General features: G+C 70.7%; 18 protein-coding genes. 13 read left to right on the forward strand and 5 right to left on the reverse strand.

Annotation, left to right across the window (positions count from 1 at the left end):
* Nucleotides 1-86: 86 nt before the first annotated feature.
* Complete coding sequence (locus ACFZA0_RS05705; RefSeq protein ID WP_391011897.1) at nt 87-761, reverse strand: SRPBCC domain-containing protein; 675 nt, start codon at nt 759-761, stop codon at nt 87-89.
* A gap of 1235 nt (nt 762-1996) precedes the next feature.
* Between ACFZA0_RS05705 and ACFZA0_RS05710 the strand changes: the two genes are divergently transcribed.
* From ACFZA0_RS05710 to ACFZA0_RS05735, 6 genes are all read left to right on the forward strand, one after another.
* A complete protein-coding gene (locus ACFZA0_RS05710) occupies nt 1997-2866 on the forward strand; it encodes a hypothetical protein (RefSeq protein ID WP_391011900.1) in 870 nt (289 codons plus the stop codon).
* Between the two features lie 352 nt (nt 2867-3218).
* Nucleotides 3219-3446: a hypothetical protein gene (locus ACFZA0_RS05715; protein ID WP_391011903.1), complete on the forward strand. Its 228-nt coding sequence runs from the start codon at nt 3219-3221 to the stop codon at nt 3444-3446.
* A gap of 188 nt (nt 3447-3634) precedes the next feature.
* Nucleotides 3635-4516 carry an amidohydrolase family protein gene (locus ACFZA0_RS05720; RefSeq protein ID WP_391011906.1) on the forward strand — a complete coding sequence of 294 codons (882 nt, stop codon included), beginning with the start codon at nt 3635-3637 and terminating at the stop codon, nt 4514-4516.
* Nucleotides 4517-4525: 9 nt separating this feature from the next.
* Nucleotides 4526-5614: an extracellular solute-binding protein gene (locus ACFZA0_RS05725; protein WP_391011909.1), complete on the forward strand. Its 1089-nt coding sequence runs from the start codon at nt 4526-4528 to the stop codon at nt 5612-5614.
* Between the two features lie 82 nt (nt 5615-5696).
* A complete protein-coding gene (locus ACFZA0_RS05730; protein WP_391011912.1) occupies nt 5697-7475 on the forward strand; it encodes an ABC transporter permease subunit in 1779 nt (592 codons plus the stop codon).
* 6 nt (nt 7476-7481) lie between these two features.
* Nucleotides 7482-8636, forward strand: coding sequence for an ATP-binding cassette domain-containing protein (locus ACFZA0_RS05735; protein ID WP_391011915.1), 1155 nt, complete (start codon nt 7482-7484; stop codon nt 8634-8636).
* Nucleotides 8637-8886: 250 nt separating this feature from the next.
* On the opposite strand, the gene ACFZA0_RS05740 is transcribed toward ACFZA0_RS05735, so the two are convergent.
* The gene (locus ACFZA0_RS05740) at nt 8887-9585 is read right to left on the reverse strand and encodes an FCD domain-containing protein (protein ID WP_391011918.1); all 699 of its coding nucleotides are present in this window, start codon (nt 9583-9585) and stop codon (nt 8887-8889) included.
* A gap of 350 nt (nt 9586-9935) precedes the next feature.
* Between ACFZA0_RS05740 and ACFZA0_RS05745 the strand changes: the two genes are divergently transcribed.
* Both ACFZA0_RS05745 and ACFZA0_RS05750 read left to right on the forward strand, forming a co-directional pair.
* The gene (locus ACFZA0_RS05745; protein ID WP_391011921.1) at nt 9936-10469 is read left to right on the forward strand and encodes a GNAT family N-acetyltransferase; all 534 of its coding nucleotides are present in this window, start codon (nt 9936-9938) and stop codon (nt 10467-10469) included.
* Nucleotides 10470-11233: 764 nt separating this feature from the next.
* Entirely contained in the window at nt 11234-12298 is a 1065-nt protein-coding gene (locus ACFZA0_RS05750; protein ID WP_391011924.1) for a flippase-like domain-containing protein, read from the forward strand.
* Between the two features lie 102 nt (nt 12299-12400).
* Here the strand turns inward: ACFZA0_RS05750 and ACFZA0_RS05755 are convergent, their stop codons facing one another.
* On the reverse strand, nt 12401-12868 hold the full coding sequence (locus ACFZA0_RS05755; RefSeq protein ID WP_391011927.1) for a hypothetical protein: 468 nt from the start codon (nt 12866-12868) through the stop codon (nt 12401-12403).
* 76 nt (nt 12869-12944) lie between these two features.
* Between ACFZA0_RS05755 and ACFZA0_RS05760 the strand changes: the two genes are divergently transcribed.
* The 3 genes from ACFZA0_RS05760 to ACFZA0_RS05770 all read left to right on the forward strand — a co-directional run bounded on the left by ACFZA0_RS05760 (nt 12945) and on the right by ACFZA0_RS05770 (nt 14722).
* A complete protein-coding gene (locus ACFZA0_RS05760) occupies nt 12945-13487 on the forward strand; it encodes a helix-turn-helix transcriptional regulator (protein WP_391011929.1) in 543 nt (180 codons plus the stop codon).
* 119 nt (nt 13488-13606) lie between these two features.
* Entirely contained in the window at nt 13607-14263 is a 657-nt protein-coding gene (locus ACFZA0_RS05765) for a methyltransferase domain-containing protein (protein WP_391011932.1), read from the forward strand.
* Between the two features lie 24 nt (nt 14264-14287).
* Nucleotides 14288-14722 (forward strand): hypothetical protein, encoded by a 435-nt coding sequence (locus tag ACFZA0_RS05770; RefSeq protein ID WP_391011935.1) that lies wholly within the window; start codon nt 14288-14290, stop codon nt 14720-14722.
* A gap of 69 nt (nt 14723-14791) precedes the next feature.
* Here the strand turns inward: ACFZA0_RS05770 and ACFZA0_RS05775 are convergent, their stop codons facing one another.
* Complete coding sequence (locus tag ACFZA0_RS05775; RefSeq protein ID WP_391011938.1) at nt 14792-16087, reverse strand: MFS transporter; 1296 nt, start codon at nt 16085-16087, stop codon at nt 14792-14794.
* Nucleotides 16084-16623, reverse strand: coding sequence for a helix-turn-helix domain-containing protein (locus ACFZA0_RS05780; protein ID WP_391011941.1), 540 nt, complete (start codon nt 16621-16623; stop codon nt 16084-16086). Before ACFZA0_RS05780 ends, ACFZA0_RS05775 begins: the two co-directional genes overlap by 4 nt.
* A 620-nt stretch (nt 16624-17243) precedes the next feature.
* Between ACFZA0_RS05780 and asnB the strand changes: the two genes are divergently transcribed.
* Nucleotides 17244-19088, forward strand: a complete 1845-nt coding sequence (gene asnB / locus ACFZA0_RS05785; RefSeq protein WP_391011944.1) for an asparagine synthase (glutamine-hydrolyzing) — start codon at nt 17244-17246, stop codon at nt 19086-19088.
* Nucleotides 19089-19190: 102 nt separating this feature from the next.
* Nucleotides 19191-20096, forward strand: coding sequence for a helix-turn-helix domain-containing protein (locus ACFZA0_RS05790; RefSeq protein ID WP_391011947.1), 906 nt, complete (start codon nt 19191-19193; stop codon nt 20094-20096).
* The last annotated feature ends 2 nt before the right edge of the window (nt 20097-20098 follow it).

The raw sequence follows: 20098 nt of genomic DNA on the forward strand, positions 1-20098 counted from the left end.
CGACACCGCATCCGCCGCCGAGAACGTCGCGAACACATGCTCACCCGCGGCGAGAGCACCAACCACCCTGTTCAACCTGCCCGTTGTCATCGTCGGCCTCCCTGACCAAGTGCTTCACCCGAGTTGTTCGTCGATCGCGGCGCCACCGGTCCCCGGCGCCCCGAGCGCAGGCCGGACCACCAAGTACGCAGGCGGGCCAGCAGGCTGGCCGGACGGGATGTCCTCGCAGGGGCCACCGCTGTGGTCGGGATGGGCTCCGCGACCGTGGCCGTGGCCGTTTCGGTGGCTGCCGCCGTGGCCGTTTCGGCGGGCCCGGCGCACCGCTTGACCAGTTGCTCCGAGAACTCCTTGGTCATCCGTGTGACGACCACCCCCGCACCCGACTCGATCAACTTGGCGAGCTTGCCGTTGAGTTTGATCTCGCCGTCGACGTGGATCCGGGAACTGTCGGGGGTCTCCCCCTCGGTGACCCGGAAGGTGGCGCCGGCGTTGAAGCGGGTCGCCCCCTGCCCGTCGGCGCCGCGCGCCGAGAGGCGCCCTTCGCGGGCGGACTCGTCCAGGTCCAGGGTGATCCGGGCGGCGAACCTGACCCGCAGACCGCCGAACCGGATGGCCAACGTGCCGTCGAAGGAACCGTCCTCGTGCGACGCTCCCAGCTCCGCGCCGCCGATGCAGGACACGACGTTCGAGGGGTTGGAGATGACCTCCCAGACGCGGCGGGGCGGACTCGCTACGGCGATCTCGTCCTTGATCGATATCAAATCGGTGACCTCACTCGGCGGCAGACGTGACGGCTTGGAGGGGGAAGAGGGCGGCAGCTCGGTCCTGTTGAAGCCGGACCGGTGCCGGGCGATCCGGCGGCAATGCGGGAGAGGTCCGCGAACTCGTGGCTGCCGATGCGGAGTTCACGGTGCGCAGGCGCTCGAAGCGGATCGCGACGCCAGGGCCGACCGAGCCGGTCGGCCCCGCCCGCTGACGTGTGCGGTGGCTGCGCGACAGCGTCAGTATTGTTCTACAACTTCCGAGGAGAACGTAGCACCGTGAGCCTTCGGGCCACAAGAGGTCTGCGACCGCATGCCAATCAAACGGGACAATAGGTGGCTAGATCTCAAGTGGCCTCCAGCTCTCCGGAAGTTCTTGTTCTACAAGTTGCCCAACCCGGAAGCCGGAGAGGTGAGCCTGAAGCCCACCAGCCGCCCGGAGTTGACTCTGCGCGGAATCGAGGACCGCGAACGGGTTGTCCATCAGGGCCGCCTCGGGGTCCACCGCGAGCACGGGGGTCAACTTCACGGCCGGCGGCGCGGACGGCAGCCCAGGACCGCACCGCCCGGGACCGCACCGCTCGCAGCCCACCAGACCCACGTACGCCAGGACTTCGCGCATCTTGGTCGTCACGCTCAAGACTTCCTCGCCTCCCGTGATCGCCCGGACCGCTCCGCCGAGCGCCTGCTTCGCTGTTGAGAATCACGCAGCGTGCACGAAGGCTCCGACAACAGGTCCACCCGTCGGCTCGTCGGCGTGACGCGGCGGTGTCCCGACCCACGGGCTCGCCGCCGACGACCAACCCCTCCCCGCGCTCGGCCAGTTGTAAAACAATCCATGAGATGGGGACGGTAACAGTGGCTCCTGATGCCCGCAATGAAAGAACCTCGCCGGGAAATCTGTTGAACAATCTGGGCCATCAATATCGCTCCGACGGGTTGACAAGCCCGGACCCGGCGCCCCAGCCTGACGGCGGACGGTCATCGTTGACGCATCGCCGGAACTCGACGCGGCTGACCGGCCCAACCAGTCAACTGCGGCATCGGCGGGCACATATGGAGTCATCCAGCGGTCGTCCAGCAGGACGACCCGTCCTGGCCGAGGATTCTGCCGCCCGCGGAGTGCCGCACCTCCGCGCCGCCGGCGACCGAGCACGACTTCACCCCGGCGATGATCTCCCGCCCGCGAAGACATCACCGGCCCAGGTACGCATGCCACTGAAAGGTGAGGAACCTTGAGCACTCACACCATTGCCGTACGGGACTACGCGCACACGATTCCGCTGAAGACGGGGCAGCGTGCCGTGGGCGACCTCAGCGTCGACTTTCCGGAGATCGAGCCCATTCACCGGGCTTTCGGGCCCATGGTCCGCGAACTGCGGTTCGACGTCGCCGAGATGGCGATCGCCACCTACCTCCAGGCGTGGGAGCAGGGCAAGGAGATCTCCCTCCTGCCGATCGTCATGAGCGGCCGTCTGCACCACAACACCCTGGCGCAGTTGCCGGACGGCCGGATCGGCCACCCCTCCGAGCTGGTGGGCCGACGTGTGGGTGTGCGGGCGTACAGCCAGACGACAGGACTGTGGGTACGCGGCATCCTCAAGGAGGACTACGGGGTCGACGCCGACCGGATCACCTGGGTCACCACCGAGGGGCCGCACGTGGAGGAGTACGTCGAGCCCCCGAACGTGGAGCGGACTTCGAGCACTCTTAAGGACCTGCTGCACGACGGCGACATCGCCGCCATGATCGGCGGGAGCGGGCTCGTCCCGGTCGTCCAGGACTGGCAGGAGGCCGAGCGGGCCTGGTTCGACCGGCACGCCACCGTACCGATCAACCACATGCTCACCGTTCGAACCGACCTGCTGAGGAGCGACCCCGAGGCGGTCCGCACGATCTACGAGGCCTTCACGTCGAGCATCGACGACACCAGGTCGCAGGCTCCCCGGTCGGTACGCGAACGCGCCGTCACCCACGGCCTCAACGACACCCTCGTCGCGGGGGTGCGACTCGCGATCCAGTACGCCCGCGAGCAGCAGGTCATCCGGTCCGAGGTGACACCCGAGACGCTGTTCGCCGACTACACGAAGTACATCGCCTCCTGACCGCACACTCCCGACCGCACACCCGGGATCTCATATCCGCGGCCATCCGCACAGTGCCAGGACGCCGCGCACCCGCCTCCGCCTTGTCGGACAACAAGGGCGGACCGCCGGCCAGGTTCGTGCGCCACCGGGCACGGGCACGGCCGAGCAAGGGCGTTCAAGGATCCGCGTTCCTCGCAGTCGGCAGGATTGTTTGACGATCCAGTCCTACAGGCCTTGTTGATTCCCTATATGCGGGCGTACGGTGACGAAACCTGTTGGACACTTCGCGCTGCTCCCCCGGTCGAGTCGCAGCGCCCAGAGCCGGCACACAGCGCACTCCCGGGTTGGGACACAACGAAGGAGTTGTTTCATGCCCAGCACCACGTCCGTAGCGGTGAGCTCCTGTCCGCACCCGGCCCGCCGCACACGTGAACTCCGTTGCCACATGGGCGAGATGACACCCGGGTCCGCCCTCCGGGCCCAAGAAGCCGGCCTGCCGGGCGCACTGCTGCCGGCCGTGCTCGGCGGTCGCGTCGGGCACCACTCCCCCACGCACACGCCCCGCACCCCGGCCCCGGGACGCGCGACCGGCCGGTAGCCGGCCTGCTGCCCGCCGCCCGCCCGGCCCGGGATGGCCCGGAAGAACCCCGCGACAACACGCCGCAGCAGAACGTCATTTGCCTGTCCCCGCCCACGGCCGACCTGCTCGGCGATCTCGCGCGGCGCACCGGCAACGGCACCCCACCGCACTCGCCCGCCGTACCAACCACCAGTACAGAGGTGCTCATGTTCCACGTCGACACGCACACCCACATCATCTCGGCCGACACAGGCGCCTATCCCGCGGCGCCGCTCGGCGGGCACCGTTCCGGCTGGTCCCAGGAACGCCCCAACGACATCGACGGCCTTCTGCGCCAGGCGGACGCCGCCTCCGTCGAGCACCTCGTCGTCGTCCAGGCCTCCACGGTCTACGGCTTCGACAACACCTACGTGGCCGACCAGCTCGTCCGGCACGCCGACCGCATCAGCGGTGTCTGCTCCGTCGACTTCCTCTCCCCGACCGCGGTCGACGACCTCCATCACTGGATCGACGAGCGGGGCTTCTCCGGGGTCCGCATTCGTGCCGCCGACGGGACGACCGCCGTTCCGACGCCGGGCCGCGGCCTCGACGACGAACGGATGGCGCCGGTCTGGCAGTTCCTCTCCGACCGCCGGGTGCCGGTCTGCATCCAGATGCACGCCCAGCACGCGCCGATCCTCGCCGGTCTCCTCCAGCAGTACCCGGGGCTCGTCGCGGTGCTCGACCACGGGGGCCGACCGCGGCTGGGTGACGGCACGACGCCGTACCCCGACGCCCCCGGGCTTCCCTCGCTCGGCGACACCGGCCGGGTCTTCCTCAAGCTCACCCCGCCCGCCGTCCTGCGCGCGCAGCGCGAGGCCGGATCGGCCGCGCCGCTGTTCCGGGCGCTGATCGAGGAGTTCGGCGCGGCGCACGTGATGTGGGGTTCCAACTACCCGGCGTCGGAAGGGAAGTTGTCCGAGCTGTTCGGCCTGGTCAGGGACCAGCTTCCGCAGCTCGACGACACGGACCTGGCCCAGATCGCGGGCGGTACCGCCGCCCGGGTTTACGGGCTCGCGGGCGCCGCCGACTCCGCGTCCCGGGTGTAGGCGGTGGCCATGGACCGCGTACGACTGCCCGCCGGACGCCGGCGCCGCGCCGCTGCCCTGACCGCCCTCGGCACGGTGGTCGCCCTGGTGGCGACGGCATGCGGCGGCGGGCCTCCGCCCGACCCGAAGGCCAAGGACCTGGACGCGCTGTACCAGGAGGCCAGGGCCGAGGGATCGGTCATCTGGTTCGCCCCGAAACCGGAGTCGCAGATGCGCCCGGCGATCGACGCCTTCCAGAAGAAGTATCCCGGCATCAAGGTCAAGTACACGAACAAGAAGGCCCCGGACCTCGTCACCCAGCTCAACGTCGAACAGGCCGCGAACCGGGTGAGTTTCGACGTCTCGAACGCGGGCGGACTCACCGTGCTGCCGTCGCTGGACATGGCGGCGAAGGTGGACTGGTCCGACTTCAAGGTGCCCTCGGACCAGGTCTTCGACAGCAACTTCGTCTACGTGTGGGCCGTGCCGAAGGTCTGGGCCTACAACACCAAGGTCGTGCCCCGGAAAGACGTGCCCAGCAGTTGGGACGACGTGCTCGACTCCCGCTGGAAGTCCGGCAGGCTGACCATCGAGTCGCGCGGGTCGTTCATGACCGTCTGGGCCCAGGACTCGGCCCTCGGTACCGGCGCCGGCCTGGACTACGCCGCACGGCTCGCCACGCTGAACCCGCACTACACCGAGAACACCACCCAGGCGCACGCCAACATCGTGTCCGGTCAGACGCCGGTGGGCACCGACCTGATCAACCTGGTGCTGGACGACCAGTCCAAGGGCGCACCGATCGCGGTCGCTCCCGTCGGCCCCACCAACGCCAACAAGTCCTACTTGTTCGTGCCCAAGGGTTCTCCCCACCCGGCGGCGGGCCGCCTCCTCACCGCCTTCCTCGCCTCCGCCGAGGGCCAGGCCGCGCTGGTCGACACCTACAACTCGGTCATCCCCAGCAACACCGACTGCACGGACGCCGCCACCAACAAGGTCATCGGCGCTCTCTGCCAGGCCGGCGTGAAGTGGTACAGCGAAACCGATGTCAAGCAGTACGAGAAGTTCTCAGCCTTCTTCCCCAAGGTCGAAGACGCCCTGGGAACCGACGTCGACTGACGGCCGCCGCCGACACACCTGTCCGCGGCCGGTGGCCACCGCCGGCAGAGAACCCGTCCGCTCACCCTTGGAGACTCCAGCGATGCAGTCTGACACCAAGCCCTCCGCCGGTGTACGCCCTGAGCGCCGGGACCCCGTCCAGGCCGGCACGGCCGGCCCGCGCCCTGCCGGAAAACGCCGGGACCGCTTCCTGGGCGGCGTCAACATCGCCATCGGCGCCGTCCTCGCCTACCTCGTCCTCTTTCCGCTGGGCATGCTGGTCTACAGCAGTCTCAAGGACAGTGAGTTCAAACTCCCGTTTCAGATATCCGGGTTCTCGCTGTCCAACTTCACCCAGATCTTCGCGTCCGAGCGGCTGGCGGAAGTCGCGCTCAACTCCCTGGTCTTCGTGGCCGGCACCGTGGTGCTCTCCGTCGTCATCAGCGTCAGCCTCGCCTACCTGTTCGAAAGAACGGACATCCCCGGCCGTCGCGTCCTGGCCCCGAGCACGCTCGCCCCCATGGCCGTCCCGGCCACCGTCTTGGCGGTCGCGTGGGTCCTCGCGGCCAACCCGGCCAACGGTCCCATCGCCCTCGCCATCGAGCGGACCCTCGGCTTCACCGTCAACATCTACTCGCTCCCCGGCATGATCCTGGTGGCCGGCATCTTCGGCGTACCCGGCATGTACATCATGCTCGCGCCGGCCTTCGCCCGGCTGAACCTGGAGTTCGAGGAGGCCGCGGCCACCTCGGGAGCCGGCTGGTGGACACGGACGCGCAAGGTGGTCCTGCCGCTCACGCTGCCGGCCATCACCGCGGCGAGCATGCTGCTGGTCGTCATCGCCCTGGAGGAGTTCGCCATCCCGGCAATGCTCGGGATGCCCAACCAGATCTACGTGTTCAGCAGTTACGTGCAGGCGGCGCTACAGCCGCCGGGCGGCCTGGCCAACTACGGCCGGGCCAGCGCGTACGGCATCCTGCTGGTCCTGCTCTCCCTCGTGATGATCGCCGTCTACCGGCGCCAGACCCGCGAGTCACACCGCTTCCGGGTGGTCGCCGGCAAGGGCTACCGGGCCACACCGGTGCGGCTGGGCCGGTGGCGGGTCCCCGTCGCCGCCGTGGTGTCCCTCTACGTGATCGTCGCGATCCTCGTACCCATCCTGACCCTCGTGTGGACGAGCCTGACGCCGTTCCTCCAGCCGATCAGCCTCAGCAGCCTGGACGGACTGAGCTTCGCCAACTACGCGTCGATCTTCACCGACCCGAGTCTGAGCCACGCGCTGCTCAACACCCTCGTCATCAGCCTGCTCACGGCGACCCTGACGGCGGCCTTCGGCTCCTGGCTGGCGCTGGCCTCGACGCGCGGCGGGTTCCTCGGACGGATGCTGTTCGACCTGTCCTTCCTGGTCTTCGCCATCCCGAGCGTCGTCCTGGGCATGGCGGTGCTCTTCCTCTACCTGTACTTCCCGTTCCCGGTCTACGGCACCGTGTGGATCATCGTCATCGCGCTCACCACCCGCTACATCCCGCGTGGCTCCCGCATGATCCAGACGGCTCTCCTGCAACTGGACCCGGGCCTGGAGGAGGTGGGCCGGGTCTCCGGGGCAAGCAGCACCACCGTGATGCGCCGTGTGGTGTTTCCCCTCATCGCGCCCTCCGTGTCACGGACCTGGCTGTGGGTGTTCGCCAACGCGCTCGGCGAACTCCCCATCGCCCTGCTGCTGTCCAGCTCCGACAACCGCACGGTCGTCGTGCTGCTGTGGGACATGATCGGTGAGAGCGCGGACTACCCCGAGGCCAGTGCCCTCGCCGTCCTGCTGCTCGCCCTCTCCTCCGTCTCCGTCTGGTGGGTCAACCGACGTGGCGTCCAACAACACATGTGAGGTGTCGTGACCGTGCAGAATCTCGCTTCATCCGACCACTCCGTCGAGATCTCCGGCCTGGAGAAGCGGTACACCCCGCAGCGCGGCGGCGAAGGAGGCCGCGGCATCGAAGACGTCAGCTTCACCGTGCCGCACGGCAAGTTCTTCACGCTGCTGGGGCCCAGCGGCTGCGGCAAGACGACCACCCTGCGGTGCCTCGCCGGGCTGGAGACGGCAGACCGGGGCACCATCTCCATGAACGGCCGCCCCGTCTTCTCCGCCGCCGACAGCCGCGACGTGTCGCCCGACGACCGGCCGATCGCGATGGTGCCGCAGTCCTACGGCATCTGGCCGCACATGAAGGTCTTCGACAACGCGGCGTTCCCGCTCCGTTACGGCCGCACCACCTACCCCAAGGCCGAAACCCGGCAGCGTGTCCTCACCATGCTGGAGCAGGTCGGGCTGACGGAGTACGCCGACCGGTGGGCGACCCAGCTCAGCGGCGGCCAGCAGCAGCGGCTGGCGCTGGCCAGAGCGCTGCTCTGCGAGCCGGAGGTGCTGCTGCTGGACGAGCCGCTGTCCAACCTGGACGCCAAGCTGCGTTCCCAGTTGCGCACCGAACTGCGGTCGTTCCAGCAGAAGTTCGGGGTCACCACCATTTACGTGACCCACGACCAGGGCGAGGCCCTCGCCATGTCCGACACGATCGTCGTGATGAACAAGGGCCGCATAGAGCAGATCGGTTCGCCCAACGACATCTACGACTCCCCCGCGTCGCGCTTCGTCGCCGACTTCGTCGGCAGCGCCAACCTGATCCCCGGGGTCACGGAAGCGGCGCTCGGCTCCGGGGACAGCGCGGTCGATGCCAAGACCTCCGTGGGGGTCGTGCGGTGCGAGCGCTTCACCACGCCCGCGGTACCGCCGACCGCCGGCCAGGAGATGTTCGTGTGCGTGCGGCCCGAGAACATCCGGGTCACCACCGGGACGCCCGGCCCTGAGGACGCCAACCGGTTCGCCGCGCGCATCCTGTCCAGCGAGTACCTCGGAGACCGCCAGGAGGTGGTCGTCACCGTGGGCGACATCGAGTTGCGCGCACACGCGGACGCGCATCTGGACGCCCGGCCGGGCGACGAGGTCAGCGCGGTCCTGGACCCCGCGTGGACCATCGCCCTGTGGTCCTGACGGCCGCCCGCCCGAAGGGCACCCCCGTTCGCGGACCGGCACCAGGAGCGGACGTTCCCAACCCGGGTATGCGGTGGGGGGGGGGGGGGGGCGGCGCGCCCCCCCCCGGGCCCCCCCCCCCCGGGCCCCCCCCCCCGGGGGCGGGGGGGGGCGGGGGGGGCCCCCCCCCCCCGCGCGCCCCCCCCCCCCCCCCCCACCGCATACCCGGGTTGACGCGCGGAGGAGCGGCGGGCCCGCGGGCCGCGGCGGACTACAGGTCCGCGGGCTCGGCGAACTGCAGCTCCAGATCTCGCCGGGCCGCCGACAGATGGTGCTTCATCGCCGCCGACGCGGCCTCCGGGTTCCGGGTCGCGATGGTGGCGAGGATCGCCTCGTGCTCCTTCACGGAGTCGGTCCGCGGGTACGCCCGGCCGACGTGCCGGTACTGCTGCATGACGAGGGGGTAGAGCAGGCTGTCGACGAACCGGGAGAGCGTGGCGTGCCGGGCCGTCTCACGGATCTGCTCGTGGAACCTGCGGTTCAGCATCTGGTACTCGTCCCGCCCGCCGGGTACCTGGCACTCCCACATCCGCTCGCAGGTCCTGGTCATCGCCTCGACGTCGGCATCGGTCGCCCGCCGGGCCGCGCTGGCCGCCAGCGCGGACTCCAGCACCTCGCGGGTCTCCAGGATCTCCAATGCCTCGTCCACCGAGAACGAGCGGGTGCGGGCGCTGCGGTGCGCCTCGGCGGTGACGTACCCTTCCTGCGCGAGCCGCGCGAGCACCGAGCGCAGCGTGCCGCGCGAGACTCCCAGACGCGTGGTGAGGTCCGACTCGGTGAGACGTGAGTCCGGTTCGTAGTGGCCCGACAGGAGCAGCGCGCGGAGGTCGTTGTACGCCTGCACCGTGCGGTTGGCGCCGGCGTCCGCACCACTCCCCTCGCCCGAGGTGGCGTCCGAAACAAGTGCCATGATGCAGTCCTCCAACGTGTCCCGGACAACAGCAAGGCCTGCGTTGTCCCCGACGTGATCCCGGTCTGCCCGTGGCGTCGGCACGACACCGAAGTCACGCCACGAAACACAGACCTGTACAACAACTTTAGCTGCCAACCGGACAGTGCGGACGACTGTGGACCCTCACGCGTCACATTTGGCTTGTCCGGCGCGATGATCGTTGCACAATTTCACTTCCGCTCTCCGGGCGGCGGACAGCCGGGAAGCGACGCTGCCGCGGACGCGGCGCGGGTGGCCGCCCAGGAGGCGCGGGCCGCCCGGCACCACGCTCCCGCACGGCCGCGGGGCCGACCCATAGGCTCGCCGGCATGACAGTTGGCGCGCCGGGCGGCGAAGTTGTGCTGGAGACGGACCGTCTGCTGCTCAGGCCGTGGCGGGTGGCCGAGGCCGTCGTGCAGCGCGAACTGTGGACCGAACGCGATCCACGGGTGCCGCCGCACCGCCGGATCGACGCGGAAGGACACCCGACGGTCGCGGACCTGGAGGATGCGATCCGCACCGACGAGGTGTGGTCGAACGGGCTGCTGGCGGTCGAGCGCAAGGTGTCCCGTGACGTCGTCGGCTACTGCGGACTGGTCGATGACGGTCGAGTGGCCGCGGGGGAACCGGAGTTGGCCTTCGAGTTGCTGCGCCGCGTCTGGCGCCGGGGATACGCGACCGAGGCGTCGGCGGCGGTTCTCGACTGGGCGAGGGCGTCCGGGTACGAGCGGCTGTGGGCCACGGTCTGGGACTGGAACACCGCCTCTCGACGTGTGCTGGCCAAGGTCGGGTTCGCCGAGACCGGGCGGACGGAAGTGGACGCGGAGCGCGGGACCACCCTGATGACCACGCGCCGCCTCTGACACTCTCGGCGGTCGGGGCGCAACGCCCGGATGTTCGGTGCGTTCGCGGGTCTACAACTCACCTCTGCCACGGCCTCATTGACGTCAGGTGTATCGGCGGGGCGAGACCGTCACCGGGCGCAGGACGGGTAACGCCGCAACCGCGGGGGAGCCGATCGAGCCGAGTGCCGCCCGGCCCGCAACACGACCGGTCTCCGCCACCGCCGTGCGGACGCCCGTCATCAGCACCGCCGTGTCGGCCGCCGGCCGGACATGGGCGTTCCCGTGGTCGAGCCGCGGGAAGCAGCCACGCAGGACTGTCTGCCAACTCCGGTGCAGCGGCGCCCGTTTCAGGCCGCCGGGTCGTCCGTGTACGGGAGTTCGCGCAGGAGCCAGGCCGCACGGGGCCGCACCGCCGCGCCGCCCGGTCGGCCAGCAGGGGATCACGTAGCGTCCGCAGTACGCGAACACCGTGTGCGACATGAAGTGCACGCCGCCGAAAGCGACGGCGACCGCGGGCATTCCTGGCCAGGTGTGCGAGCGCTCAACCGGCCTGCCGTACACATGCCCTGTCGGGGTACCCGGCCGTGCAGCGCCCTCCGGCAGTGCGGCGGGCGCGGCCGAGACGGCAGGGTTCCCGACCGCGTCCTGGCAGCCGTCGGACCTGTTGCGGAAGCAGCAAGCCGTCCGCGCCCGCGTGCGACGCCCCGCCGAATACAGGGGCGAGCATGCGCGGAGGGGCACCGCCGCCGGCGTTGCCTGTCCACCACCAGAACGGAACCGAGATGAGCACGACACAGGACAGCGGGCCCACCACCGGCCGGAGCCAGGACGGCAGCGCCCGGCGCCCCGTCCGTTCCTGGCTGCGGCGGGGCCTCGTCGTCGGCTTCCTCGCCCTGTTCGCGGTGGAACTGGTGCTGGGCTGGCCGGCCCTCTCCTCGGCGCTGTCGGAGTTGAGGGCTCCCCGCCCCGGCTGGTTCGTGGCCGCGCTCGTCGCCGAGCTCGCCGCCATGGCCGCCTACGCCCGGATGCAGCGCCGTCTCCTGCTCTCCGGGGGCCTGCGCGTGCCCCTGCGCCGCGAACTCGCCCTCACGTACGCCGCCCACTCGCTCAACGAGACCCTGCCCGGCGGCCCCGCGTTCTCGACGCGGCTCAACTACCAGCAGATGCGCCGCTTCGGCGCCACTCCGGCCCTGGCCTCCTGGTGCATCGCCCTGTCCGGCATTCTGTCCACCGCCGCCCTCGCCGTCATCACCGCTGTCGCGGCGCTCGCGGCACACGGAACCCCGCCGTGGCTGACGCTGATCGGCACGGCGGTCGGGGCGGTCGCCATCACGTTCGGGCTGCGCCGCGTCGTCCGCCGGCCGGACATGCTGCTCGGCGTCGCACGTCCTGCCCTGCGACGGCTCAACCGCCTGCGCCGCAGGGACGCCGACGACGGGCTCGACCACGTCCGCGCCTTTCTCCGGCAACTGCGCGGCGCCCGGCTCAGCGCCGGGCACGGCACCGCCGCCGCCGTGTTCGCCCTGCTCAACTGGCTGCTCGACGCGGCGTGCCTGTGGTTGTGCCTGCACGCCGTCACCGACCGGGAGATCAGCGGATTCCAGCTCCTGCTCGCCTTCTGCGCCGGGATGGCCGCCGGAACAGTCACCATCGTTCCCGGCGGCCTCGGGGTCATCGACAACGCGCTGGTCCTCGGCCTGCTCGCGGGCGGGATCGGCACCTCGACCGCCATCGCCGCCGTCGTCCTGTACCGGCTCATCAATCTCGGTGTCGTCACCGGCGCCGGCTGGATCCTCTGGTTCGTCATCCGGCGCCGACAGCCGTCCGTCGAGCCGGAATCACCGTGAGGCGGGCGGCACGGCTCCGCGGGTGCACCCGGCCTGCGGCGCCCACGGCGGCCGGCCGAGAGGCCGCGTCGGCCCTGCGGCCACGGGAGCGTCGGAACGTGCTCAGCGGGCCGACGCCTGCGCGGAGGACGGTTCCACCACGCGCGGACGCAACGAGCGGACCGTGGCCCGCGCGATCAGCGGCGCGCCCACGACGGTGGGCAGGATCCAGGCGACGAGTGACGTGAGCCCCAGATTGACGACCAGGAACGCCGTGACGAACGAGAGATAGGAACTGCACATCAGGTTGATGTGCCAGACGAGCCAGCCCCGGAACGCGGCGCGGCGCACCCACCAGCCGGCCAGCGCCGAGGCCCACGTCGCCGCGCCGATCACGCCGAGCCACCACAGCGAGGGCCGGTAGGCGACGAGCCCGAACGAGCTCAGGCACAGTAAGCCGGTCAGGACCTGATACGTCCGGCCGAGGACGGGATGGCGCCCCGGGCGTTTGGCGACGAGCATCGCGGCGGGTCCCACCAACAGCCCGAGGCTGCCTGCCACGACGTGGATCACGAGCACGACAGCATGCATGACGCTCCCCCATATGCCACTGTGGACGGTGCCCACAGGCAAGCACCGTCCACAGTGGACTGTCAAGGAGATGTACGTGACGCGGTCCCCCATCAATCCGACGGCCGCCTCGCTCCTCGGCTTTCTGCACGCCGGCGAGGCAAGCGGCTACGAACTGCTCGGCTGCGCCGAGGCGTTCATCGGTGACTTCTGGAGCCTGACGCGCAGCCAGGTCTATCGCGAGCTCACAGCGCTGGAGCAGCGGGGCCTCGTCGTCGCCGGCGACACGGGGGCGCGTTCGCGCCGGCCGTACGCCCTCACGGACGCCGGGCGAGAGGCCTTCGCCTCGTGGGTCGCGCAGCCCCCGGACACCGAACAGATCCGCTACCCGCTGCTGCTGACACTCGCCTTCGGCGCGCACCTCGACACCGGCAGGCTCCTCGAACACGTCGAGCGGCACCGCCTCACGCACGAGGAGAGGCTCGCCGGATACCTCGGCCTGGAGTCGCGGGGAGGGCTGGACGCGTACCAGCGCGCCACGCTCCGCTTCGGCATCCACTACGAGCGGGCGGCGCTGGCATGGATGGACGAACTGCCCGCCATCCTGACCGGCACCACCGAAGCGGCGGACCCTCGGTAGGGCGGCCGCCGCTGTTCCACCGGGGGGCGGCGAGCAGTACCGCACAGAGAGGTCGGCGGCTTCCGGGCCTCCCGAAAAGGTGTCGCGCGGCCACGCCGGACCGCACTACCTTCCGGGGCGTGCATGCCGACACGGACACGAACACGGCGGACGAGGACCCGAAGGATCTGGTCCGACGCGGGTACGACGCACTCTCGGTTCACTACGAGCGTGCGTTCGGGAGCGAGACGAAGTACGCACCCTGGACAGCGGAGTTGCTGGCCCGCTTGGCGCCCGCTCCGAGCACGGTCCTCGACGTGGGTTGCGGAACCGGGGTTCCGGTGGCCCGCGCGCTGACCGAGGCCGGCCATCGGGTCGTGGGCGTCGACATCAGCGAGGTCCAGATCGCCAGGGCCCGGGAACTGGTGCCGCGGGCCGAGTTCGTTCGCGCCGATGCCACGACGGTGACGTTCCCGCCGGAGACGTTCGACGCGGTCGTCGCGTTGTACACGCTCATCCACATCCCGATCGAGGAGCAGCGTGTGCTGCTGGAGAGGATCTCCGGCTGGCTCCGGCCGGGCGGCTGGTTCCTGTGCGCCACGGGCAGCGGAGCCTGGACCGGTACGGACGAGAACTGGCTCGGGGGCGGGACTCCCATGTGGTGGAGCCACCCGGACGCTTCCACGACACGCTCGTGGCTGGCGCGGGTGGACCTGGCTGTCGAGCACGAGGAGTTCGTGCCCGAGGGCGAGGGCGGCGGCCACGTCCTGTTCTGGGCTCGTCGCGCCGCGCGCTGAACTCCCGCGCCGGCCGGGCCCGATGTGCCGCCGGCCGCCCCCGCCGGACGACAGCACGTCCACCCCGAGCCGGCCGCCCGCGTCCGGGGTCTCACCGATCCTCGCGGCCCCGGACCGCGACCGCCCGGCGGCCGGGGCCCCGACTCCGCCGCCCGCACGGGGCTCGCCCTGAAGGCGGCCTCTCCCCTGCCGCACACCTGTCTGGTCACGATGGTCAACGGGGCCGCCAAGTACATGGCGGACAGCGGGAGTTACGACCGTGTCACCTACGCGTCGATGAACTCCCCCTACGGCAAGGGCGCCGCGGAGATCCTCGCGGCACGGGTGACGGAACTGCTGGCCCTGTCGGGCACCGGCACCGAACCCCTCGCTGAGGCACGGGCAACGGCACGCCCACGCCCCTGGCCGGAGGGAACCGGGACTCGCGGCATCAGCGGCGCGGGACCCCGCTCCACGTAGGCGTCGTCTCACGCGGTCCGGACGACGGCAGCCCGTCGATGTGCCTTCGCGGTCTCGGTCCCGCGCAGGTCACAGCAACTCGGGTGCGTCCTCCCGGACGGGTTCCTCCAGCGTCTGGTGACCAGAACCCATCGTCGGGGCGGCGTCGCGCAACGCCGCGTCGACCCGGCGGTTGCTGGTCATGCTCGCCGTGACGGCCGTCATGGCGAGGAGGAGGCCGGCCGCCGCGTAGAGCGGGGTGCGGATGTCGTAGGTGGTGGCGAGCCAGCCGCCGAGGAAGGCGCCGAACGGGGCGGCGCACATGGCAAGCATGCGGGAGGTGGAGGCGACCCTGCCCATCAGGTGCGCGGGCACGATCGCCTGCCGCAGGGAGGGGCCGAGCACCATCGTGGCGCCCATGCCCGCTCCGCAGACGGCGAGCGCGAGGCCGGCGACGTAGGGGTTCGGGGCAGCGGCAAGGCCCAGGACGGCAAGCCCCTCGATCGCGGCCGTACAGGTCAGCGCGGTGCCGGTGCCGAGCCGTCGGCCGAGGAGGGAGGCCACGGCCGCGCCGAGCAGACCGCCGGTTGCCTCGGCCGTGAGAAGCAGGCCGAAGCCGAAGGTGGCGATGCCGAGGCGGTCGTGCGCGAAGAGGGCGAGTACGGTCTCGACGGCGAGGAAGGCGACGTTCCCGACCGCCGGACGCAGTGCGAGCCCGAGCAGCAACCGGTCCCGGAAGACGTACGCGGCCCCCGCCCGCGCCTGCCGCAGCAGCGACTCACGGACCTGCGGTATCGGTCGCGGCGTGACGGGCAGCGACCGTACGAGCAGTGCGGAGAGCGCGAAGGACACCGCGTCCGCGAGCAGCGGAACCGCCCGACCGATCGCGAGCAGCGCACTGCCCAAGGGCGGCCCGGCGAAGCCGGACGCGGCGGTCTGGGAGCCGCGCATACGGGAGTTGGCGCTCTCCAGGAGCGCCGGGTCCCGGCCGAGCAGGTCGGGCAGGTAGGCCGTGGCCGCCGTGTCGAAGAAGAGGCCGCCCAGGCCGAGCAGGAAGGCGACGGTCGCGAGCAGCGGGATGCTCAGCACGTCCAGCGCGGCCGCTGCCGCCGGGATCGCGAGCAGCACCGCACGCGCCGTGTCCGTGATCCACATCGTGCGCCGACGGTCCCAGCGGTCCACGAGCGCGCCGCCGAGCACCCCGAAGAGCAGCCACGGCAGCGTTCCGGCGGCAGTGACGACGGCGAGCGCCATCGGATCGCGCGTCAGCGCCAGGGCGAGCAGCGGCAATGCGGCGTGGGTCACCCCGTCCCCCAGCGAGGACACCGTCTGCGCCGTCCACAGCCGCCCGAAGCCGGTGGGCAACTTCCGTGTTTCCGTGGTCACTTGACGTCCCCCTCGATCCGTTCACCCTGAGCCGGACGGAACAGCGCGAAGACGAGGGAGACGTCCGGCATCGACGGGTCGGACAGTTTCCGGTACTCGTCCGCCAACGCCTCCAGCCGCTCCCCCAGCTCCGCGAACTGCTCCTCCGTAAGCCGCAGATGCGCCATCCGCACGTATCGCTCGGCGTCCGTCGGCGCTGCCTCCAGGTCGGCAACCGCATGCCGCATCAGCACGTCCGGCCCGCCCTCGCCCGGGTCCGGCAGCACGATCCCCCGCGCGGCCATCGCGTAGTACCGCTCGGTGACCCCCCGGACCTTCCGGGTCCGGACCACCTTCACCAGACCGGCTCGCTCCAGAAGCCGTACGTGATAGCTGGAGCTCCCCTTCGCCAGGCCCACCCGGTCGGCGATCTGCGTGATCGTCGCGGGCTCGAAGCGAAGTACGGCCATGATCCGGTGTCGGGTGAGATTGGAGACGGCACGCAACTGCTCGTCAGTGGTGACGTGGAACGCCTCGGGGACGTCGTCGGTTGGCATGTCCACAATGGTCAACGATTCTTGACCATTGAGCAAGAGGATTTCCCACACCGACCGAAAATTGCGGTGCGGCGGGGCGGCATCCGCCGCAGCACGGCCACCACGACCGCACCGGGCGGCCAACGCCCGCGCGGCACGCGTCAGTTGACGGAGAGTTTGCTCGGCGGCCAGTGTTCGACGCCCGGCGATCCGCTCGCCCGCCGCGGCCTCCGCCCGCCCGCCCCGCGACCACGACAGCCACAGGCCGCATCACCGGGCCCACGGGCCCCGTCACCCGCAACACGCCCCGGTTCCCGGACACTTCACGAGCGCCCGCGCGGGCCGGCCGTCGGATCCGCCGCGCTCCGACCCGGAACTGGGAAGGTCTTTACCCTTGGCCGGTTTCCGACGACGCCCCCCGATCAGGCCGCGCCGACCGGGTGTGGGCGGTGCAAAGGGCGGCCGAAAACCCGGTGCAGGTCCGGTCGTTCAGGTTACGGCCGTGTTGACCGGCCCGATCGCGCGGTGCACGCTTCGAAGGTGAGTGCTTGATACAACTAGTTCGCGGGACCCTCGCCCTGCCATCCGAACATCGCAGGTGAGAAGGGGAATCCGGCGAACCGGAGGGCAGGAGGACGCACATGTGCGGCATCACCGGCTGGATCTCCTTCGACCGTGACCTTCGCGCCGAGTCGGCGACATTGCACACAATGACGGAGACCATGGCCTGCCGCGGCCCGGACGACCGCGGTACCTGGGTGCAGGGCCCCGCGGCCCTCGGCCACCGCCGGTTGGCGATCATCGACCTGCCCGGCGGCAGCCAGCCCATGACCGTCGACACCCCGCACGGCACCGTGGCCCTCGTCTACTCCGGCGAGACCTACAACTTCACCGAACTCCGCCACGAACTGACCGCGCGGGGGCACCGGTTCACGACCGACTCGGACACGGAGACCGTCCTGCGCGGTTACCTGGAATGGGGCGAGAGCGTCGCCGAACGTCTCAACGGCATGTACGCGTTCGCCGTGTGGGACGGCCGCAAAGAGCGGCTGGTGATGATCCGCGACCGGATGGGCATCAAGCCCTTCTACTACTACCCCACACCGGACGGCGTCCTGTTCGGCTCCGAGCCCAAGGCGATCCTCGCCAACCCGCTGGCGCCCGCCCAGGTCGACCGGGACGGCCTGCGCGAACTCTTCACCATGGTCAAGACCCCCGGGCACGCGGTCTGGAAGGGCATGCACGAGGTCGAACCCGGCACGGTCGTCACCGTCGACCGCGCCGGCCTGCGCCGCCGCGCGTACTGGGAACTGGAGACCCGCCCCCACACCGACGACCGCGACACCACCGTCGCCACCGTCCGCTCCCTCCTCGACGACATCGTGCGCCGCCAGCTCGTCGCCGACGTCCCTCGCTGCACCCTGCTGTCCGGCGGCCTCGACTCCTCCGCGCTGACCGCGCTCGCGTCGCGCCAACTCGCCCCGCACGGCGAACGGGTGCGCAGTTTCGCCGTCGACTTCGCCGGCCAGACCGACCGCTTCGTGGCCGACGAACTGCGCGGCACACCCGACACACCGTTCGTCCACGACGTCGCCCGCAACTCGCGCACCGACCACCGCGACATCGTGCTGGACTCGCAGGAACTCGCCGACCCCGCCGTACGGGAGAAGGTGATCCGCGCGCGGGATCTGCCCGCCGGCTTCGGGGACATGGACGCGTCGCTCTACCTGCTGTTCAGGGCCGTCCGCGAACAATCCACGGTCGCCCTGTCCGGCGAGTCGGCCGACGAGGTCTTCGGCGGCTACCTCCAGTTCTTCGACGAGGAGGCCCGCCGCGCCGACGCCTTCCCCTGGCTGGTGCAGTTCGGCAGGCACTTCGGCAACGACGCCGAGGTGCTGCGCCCCGACCTGCTGGGGGCCCTGGACCTCGAAACGTACGTCGACGACAGCTACCGCACGGCCGTCCGGGGCATCCAACGCCTCGACGGCGAGAGCGACTTCGAGTACCGCATGCGGCGCATCTGCCACCTCCACCTGACCCGCTTCGTCCGCATCCTGCTCGACCGCAAGGACCGGGCCAGCATGGCCGTCGGCCTGGAGGTGCGCGTGCCGTTCTGCGACCACCGGCTGGTCGAGTACGTCTACAACACGCCCTGGGCGCTGAAGTCGTTCGACGGCCGGGAGAAGAGCCTGCTGCGCGAGGCCACCGCCGACGTCCTCCCCCGCTCGGTGTACGACAGGGTCAAGAGCCCCTACCCGTCGACCCAGGATCCGAAGTACGCCGCCGCCCTGCGCGACAACGTGGAGGACCTGCTGGCCCGGCCGTCCCACCCGGTCTTCGACCTCGTCGACCGCGGACGGGTCCGGCAGGTCGTCTCCCAGGACGAGGGCCCGGTCAGCACGCAGGCGGCGCGCAGGGGCCTGGAGCGCACCCTCGACCTCGCCCTGTGGCTCGACCTCTACCGGCCGGAGGTCCTGACCGGCTGAGCGTGTCCCGCCGGGCGGGCGGTCCGGCTGCCCGCCCGGCCGGGCACCGGGGTGTGTCGAGGGCGACGCTAGAGTCCTGGTGACCGAGCGGCCGGAGGCGCCATGTCCGAGCAGACGAAGGCACAAGCGGGAACGGTCGGACGCCCGTTGGGGCCGGACCCCGCGGGCGGGCAGGTGACGGCGCAGGACCGGCGGCAGGAACTCGCCGAGTTCCTGCGTGGCCGACGGGCGAGGCGTACCCCCGCGGAGGCGGGGCTGCCGACGTTCGGGCGACGGCGCACTCCGGGCCTGCGGCGCGAGGAGGTCGCGACGCTGGCGGGGGTGAGCGTCACCTGGTACACGTGGCTGGAGCAGGCGCGCCGTATCCGCGTCTCGCGCCAGATTCTCGGAAGTCTGGCCGGGGCGCTGGGACTTGACGACATCGAGCGCGCCCACCTGTTCCGGCTCGCCGACGAACCGCCTCCGGACAGAGTGCCCTCGGCCACCGAACTGCCGTCCCAGTACCAGGTGTTGCTCGCCCACCTCGATCCGAACCCGGCCTTCGTCGTGAACCCGCGGTTCGACATCCTGGCCTGGAACCGCGGCTGCGAACTCCTCTACGGCGACCTGGGCGCCCTGCCGAAGGAGCGGCGCAACGTTTTGTGGCTCACGTTCACCGCGCCCGAGGTGCGGGAGATGGTCCGGGACTGGGAGGCGGAGGCCGCGCTCACCGTCGCGCTGTTCCGCACCCAGGCGAGCGACGCCGTCCTTGCCCCCGGGATCACCGGCCTCGTCGCGGAACTGGCCGCCGCCAGCCCCGACTTCGCCCGCCTGTGGGAACGCAAGGACCTGGCGCCGTTCGTGCCCCAGGCCCGTACGATCGACCATCCGCTGCTGGGCGAGGTCACCCTCGACTACGTGAAGCTGCATCTGTCGAACGACGACAAGACGCTGGTCTCCTATCTCCTGCCGCCGGGCTCGGAGGTGGAGAGCCGCTTCACGAAACTTGTCGGGGATCCCGGGGCGTGAAC

It is taken from the genome of Streptomyces sp. NPDC008150 (assembly GCF_042956945.1).
Classification (GTDB): domain Bacteria; phylum Actinomycetota; class Actinomycetes; order Streptomycetales; family Streptomycetaceae; genus Streptomyces.

Coding starts and splice junctions, on each gene's coding strand:
- ACFZA0_RS05715 (WP_391011903.1), top strand. CDS start 3,219: ATGCCCAGCACCACGTCCGTAGCGGTGAGCTCCTGTCCGCACCCGGCC.
- ACFZA0_RS05720 (WP_391011906.1), top strand. CDS start 3,635: ATGTTCCACGTCGACACGCACACCCACATCATCTCGGCCGACACAGGC.
- ACFZA0_RS05725 (WP_391011909.1), top strand. CDS start 4,526: ATGGACCGCGTACGACTGCCCGCCGGACGCCGGCGCCGCGCCGCTGCC.
- ACFZA0_RS05730 (WP_391011912.1), top strand. CDS start 5,697: ATGCAGTCTGACACCAAGCCCTCCGCCGGTGTACGCCCTGAGCGCCGG.
- ACFZA0_RS05740 (WP_391011918.1), bottom strand. CDS start 9,585: ATGGCACTTGTTTCGGACGCCACCTCGGGCGAGGGGAGTGGTGCGGAC.
- ACFZA0_RS05745 (WP_391011921.1), top strand. CDS start 9,936: ATGACAGTTGGCGCGCCGGGCGGCGAAGTTGTGCTGGAGACGGACCGT.
- ACFZA0_RS05750 (WP_391011924.1), top strand. CDS start 11,234: ATGAGCACGACACAGGACAGCGGGCCCACCACCGGCCGGAGCCAGGAC.
- ACFZA0_RS05755 (WP_391011927.1), bottom strand. CDS start 12,868: ATGCATGCTGTCGTGCTCGTGATCCACGTCGTGGCAGGCAGCCTCGGG.
- ACFZA0_RS05780 (WP_391011941.1), bottom strand. CDS start 16,623: ATGCCAACCGACGACGTCCCCGAGGCGTTCCACGTCACCACTGACGAG.
- asnB (WP_391011944.1), top strand. CDS start 17,244: ATGTGCGGCATCACCGGCTGGATCTCCTTCGACCGTGACCTTCGCGCC.
- ACFZA0_RS05790 (WP_391011947.1), top strand. CDS start 19,191: ATGTCCGAGCAGACGAAGGCACAAGCGGGAACGGTCGGACGCCCGTTG.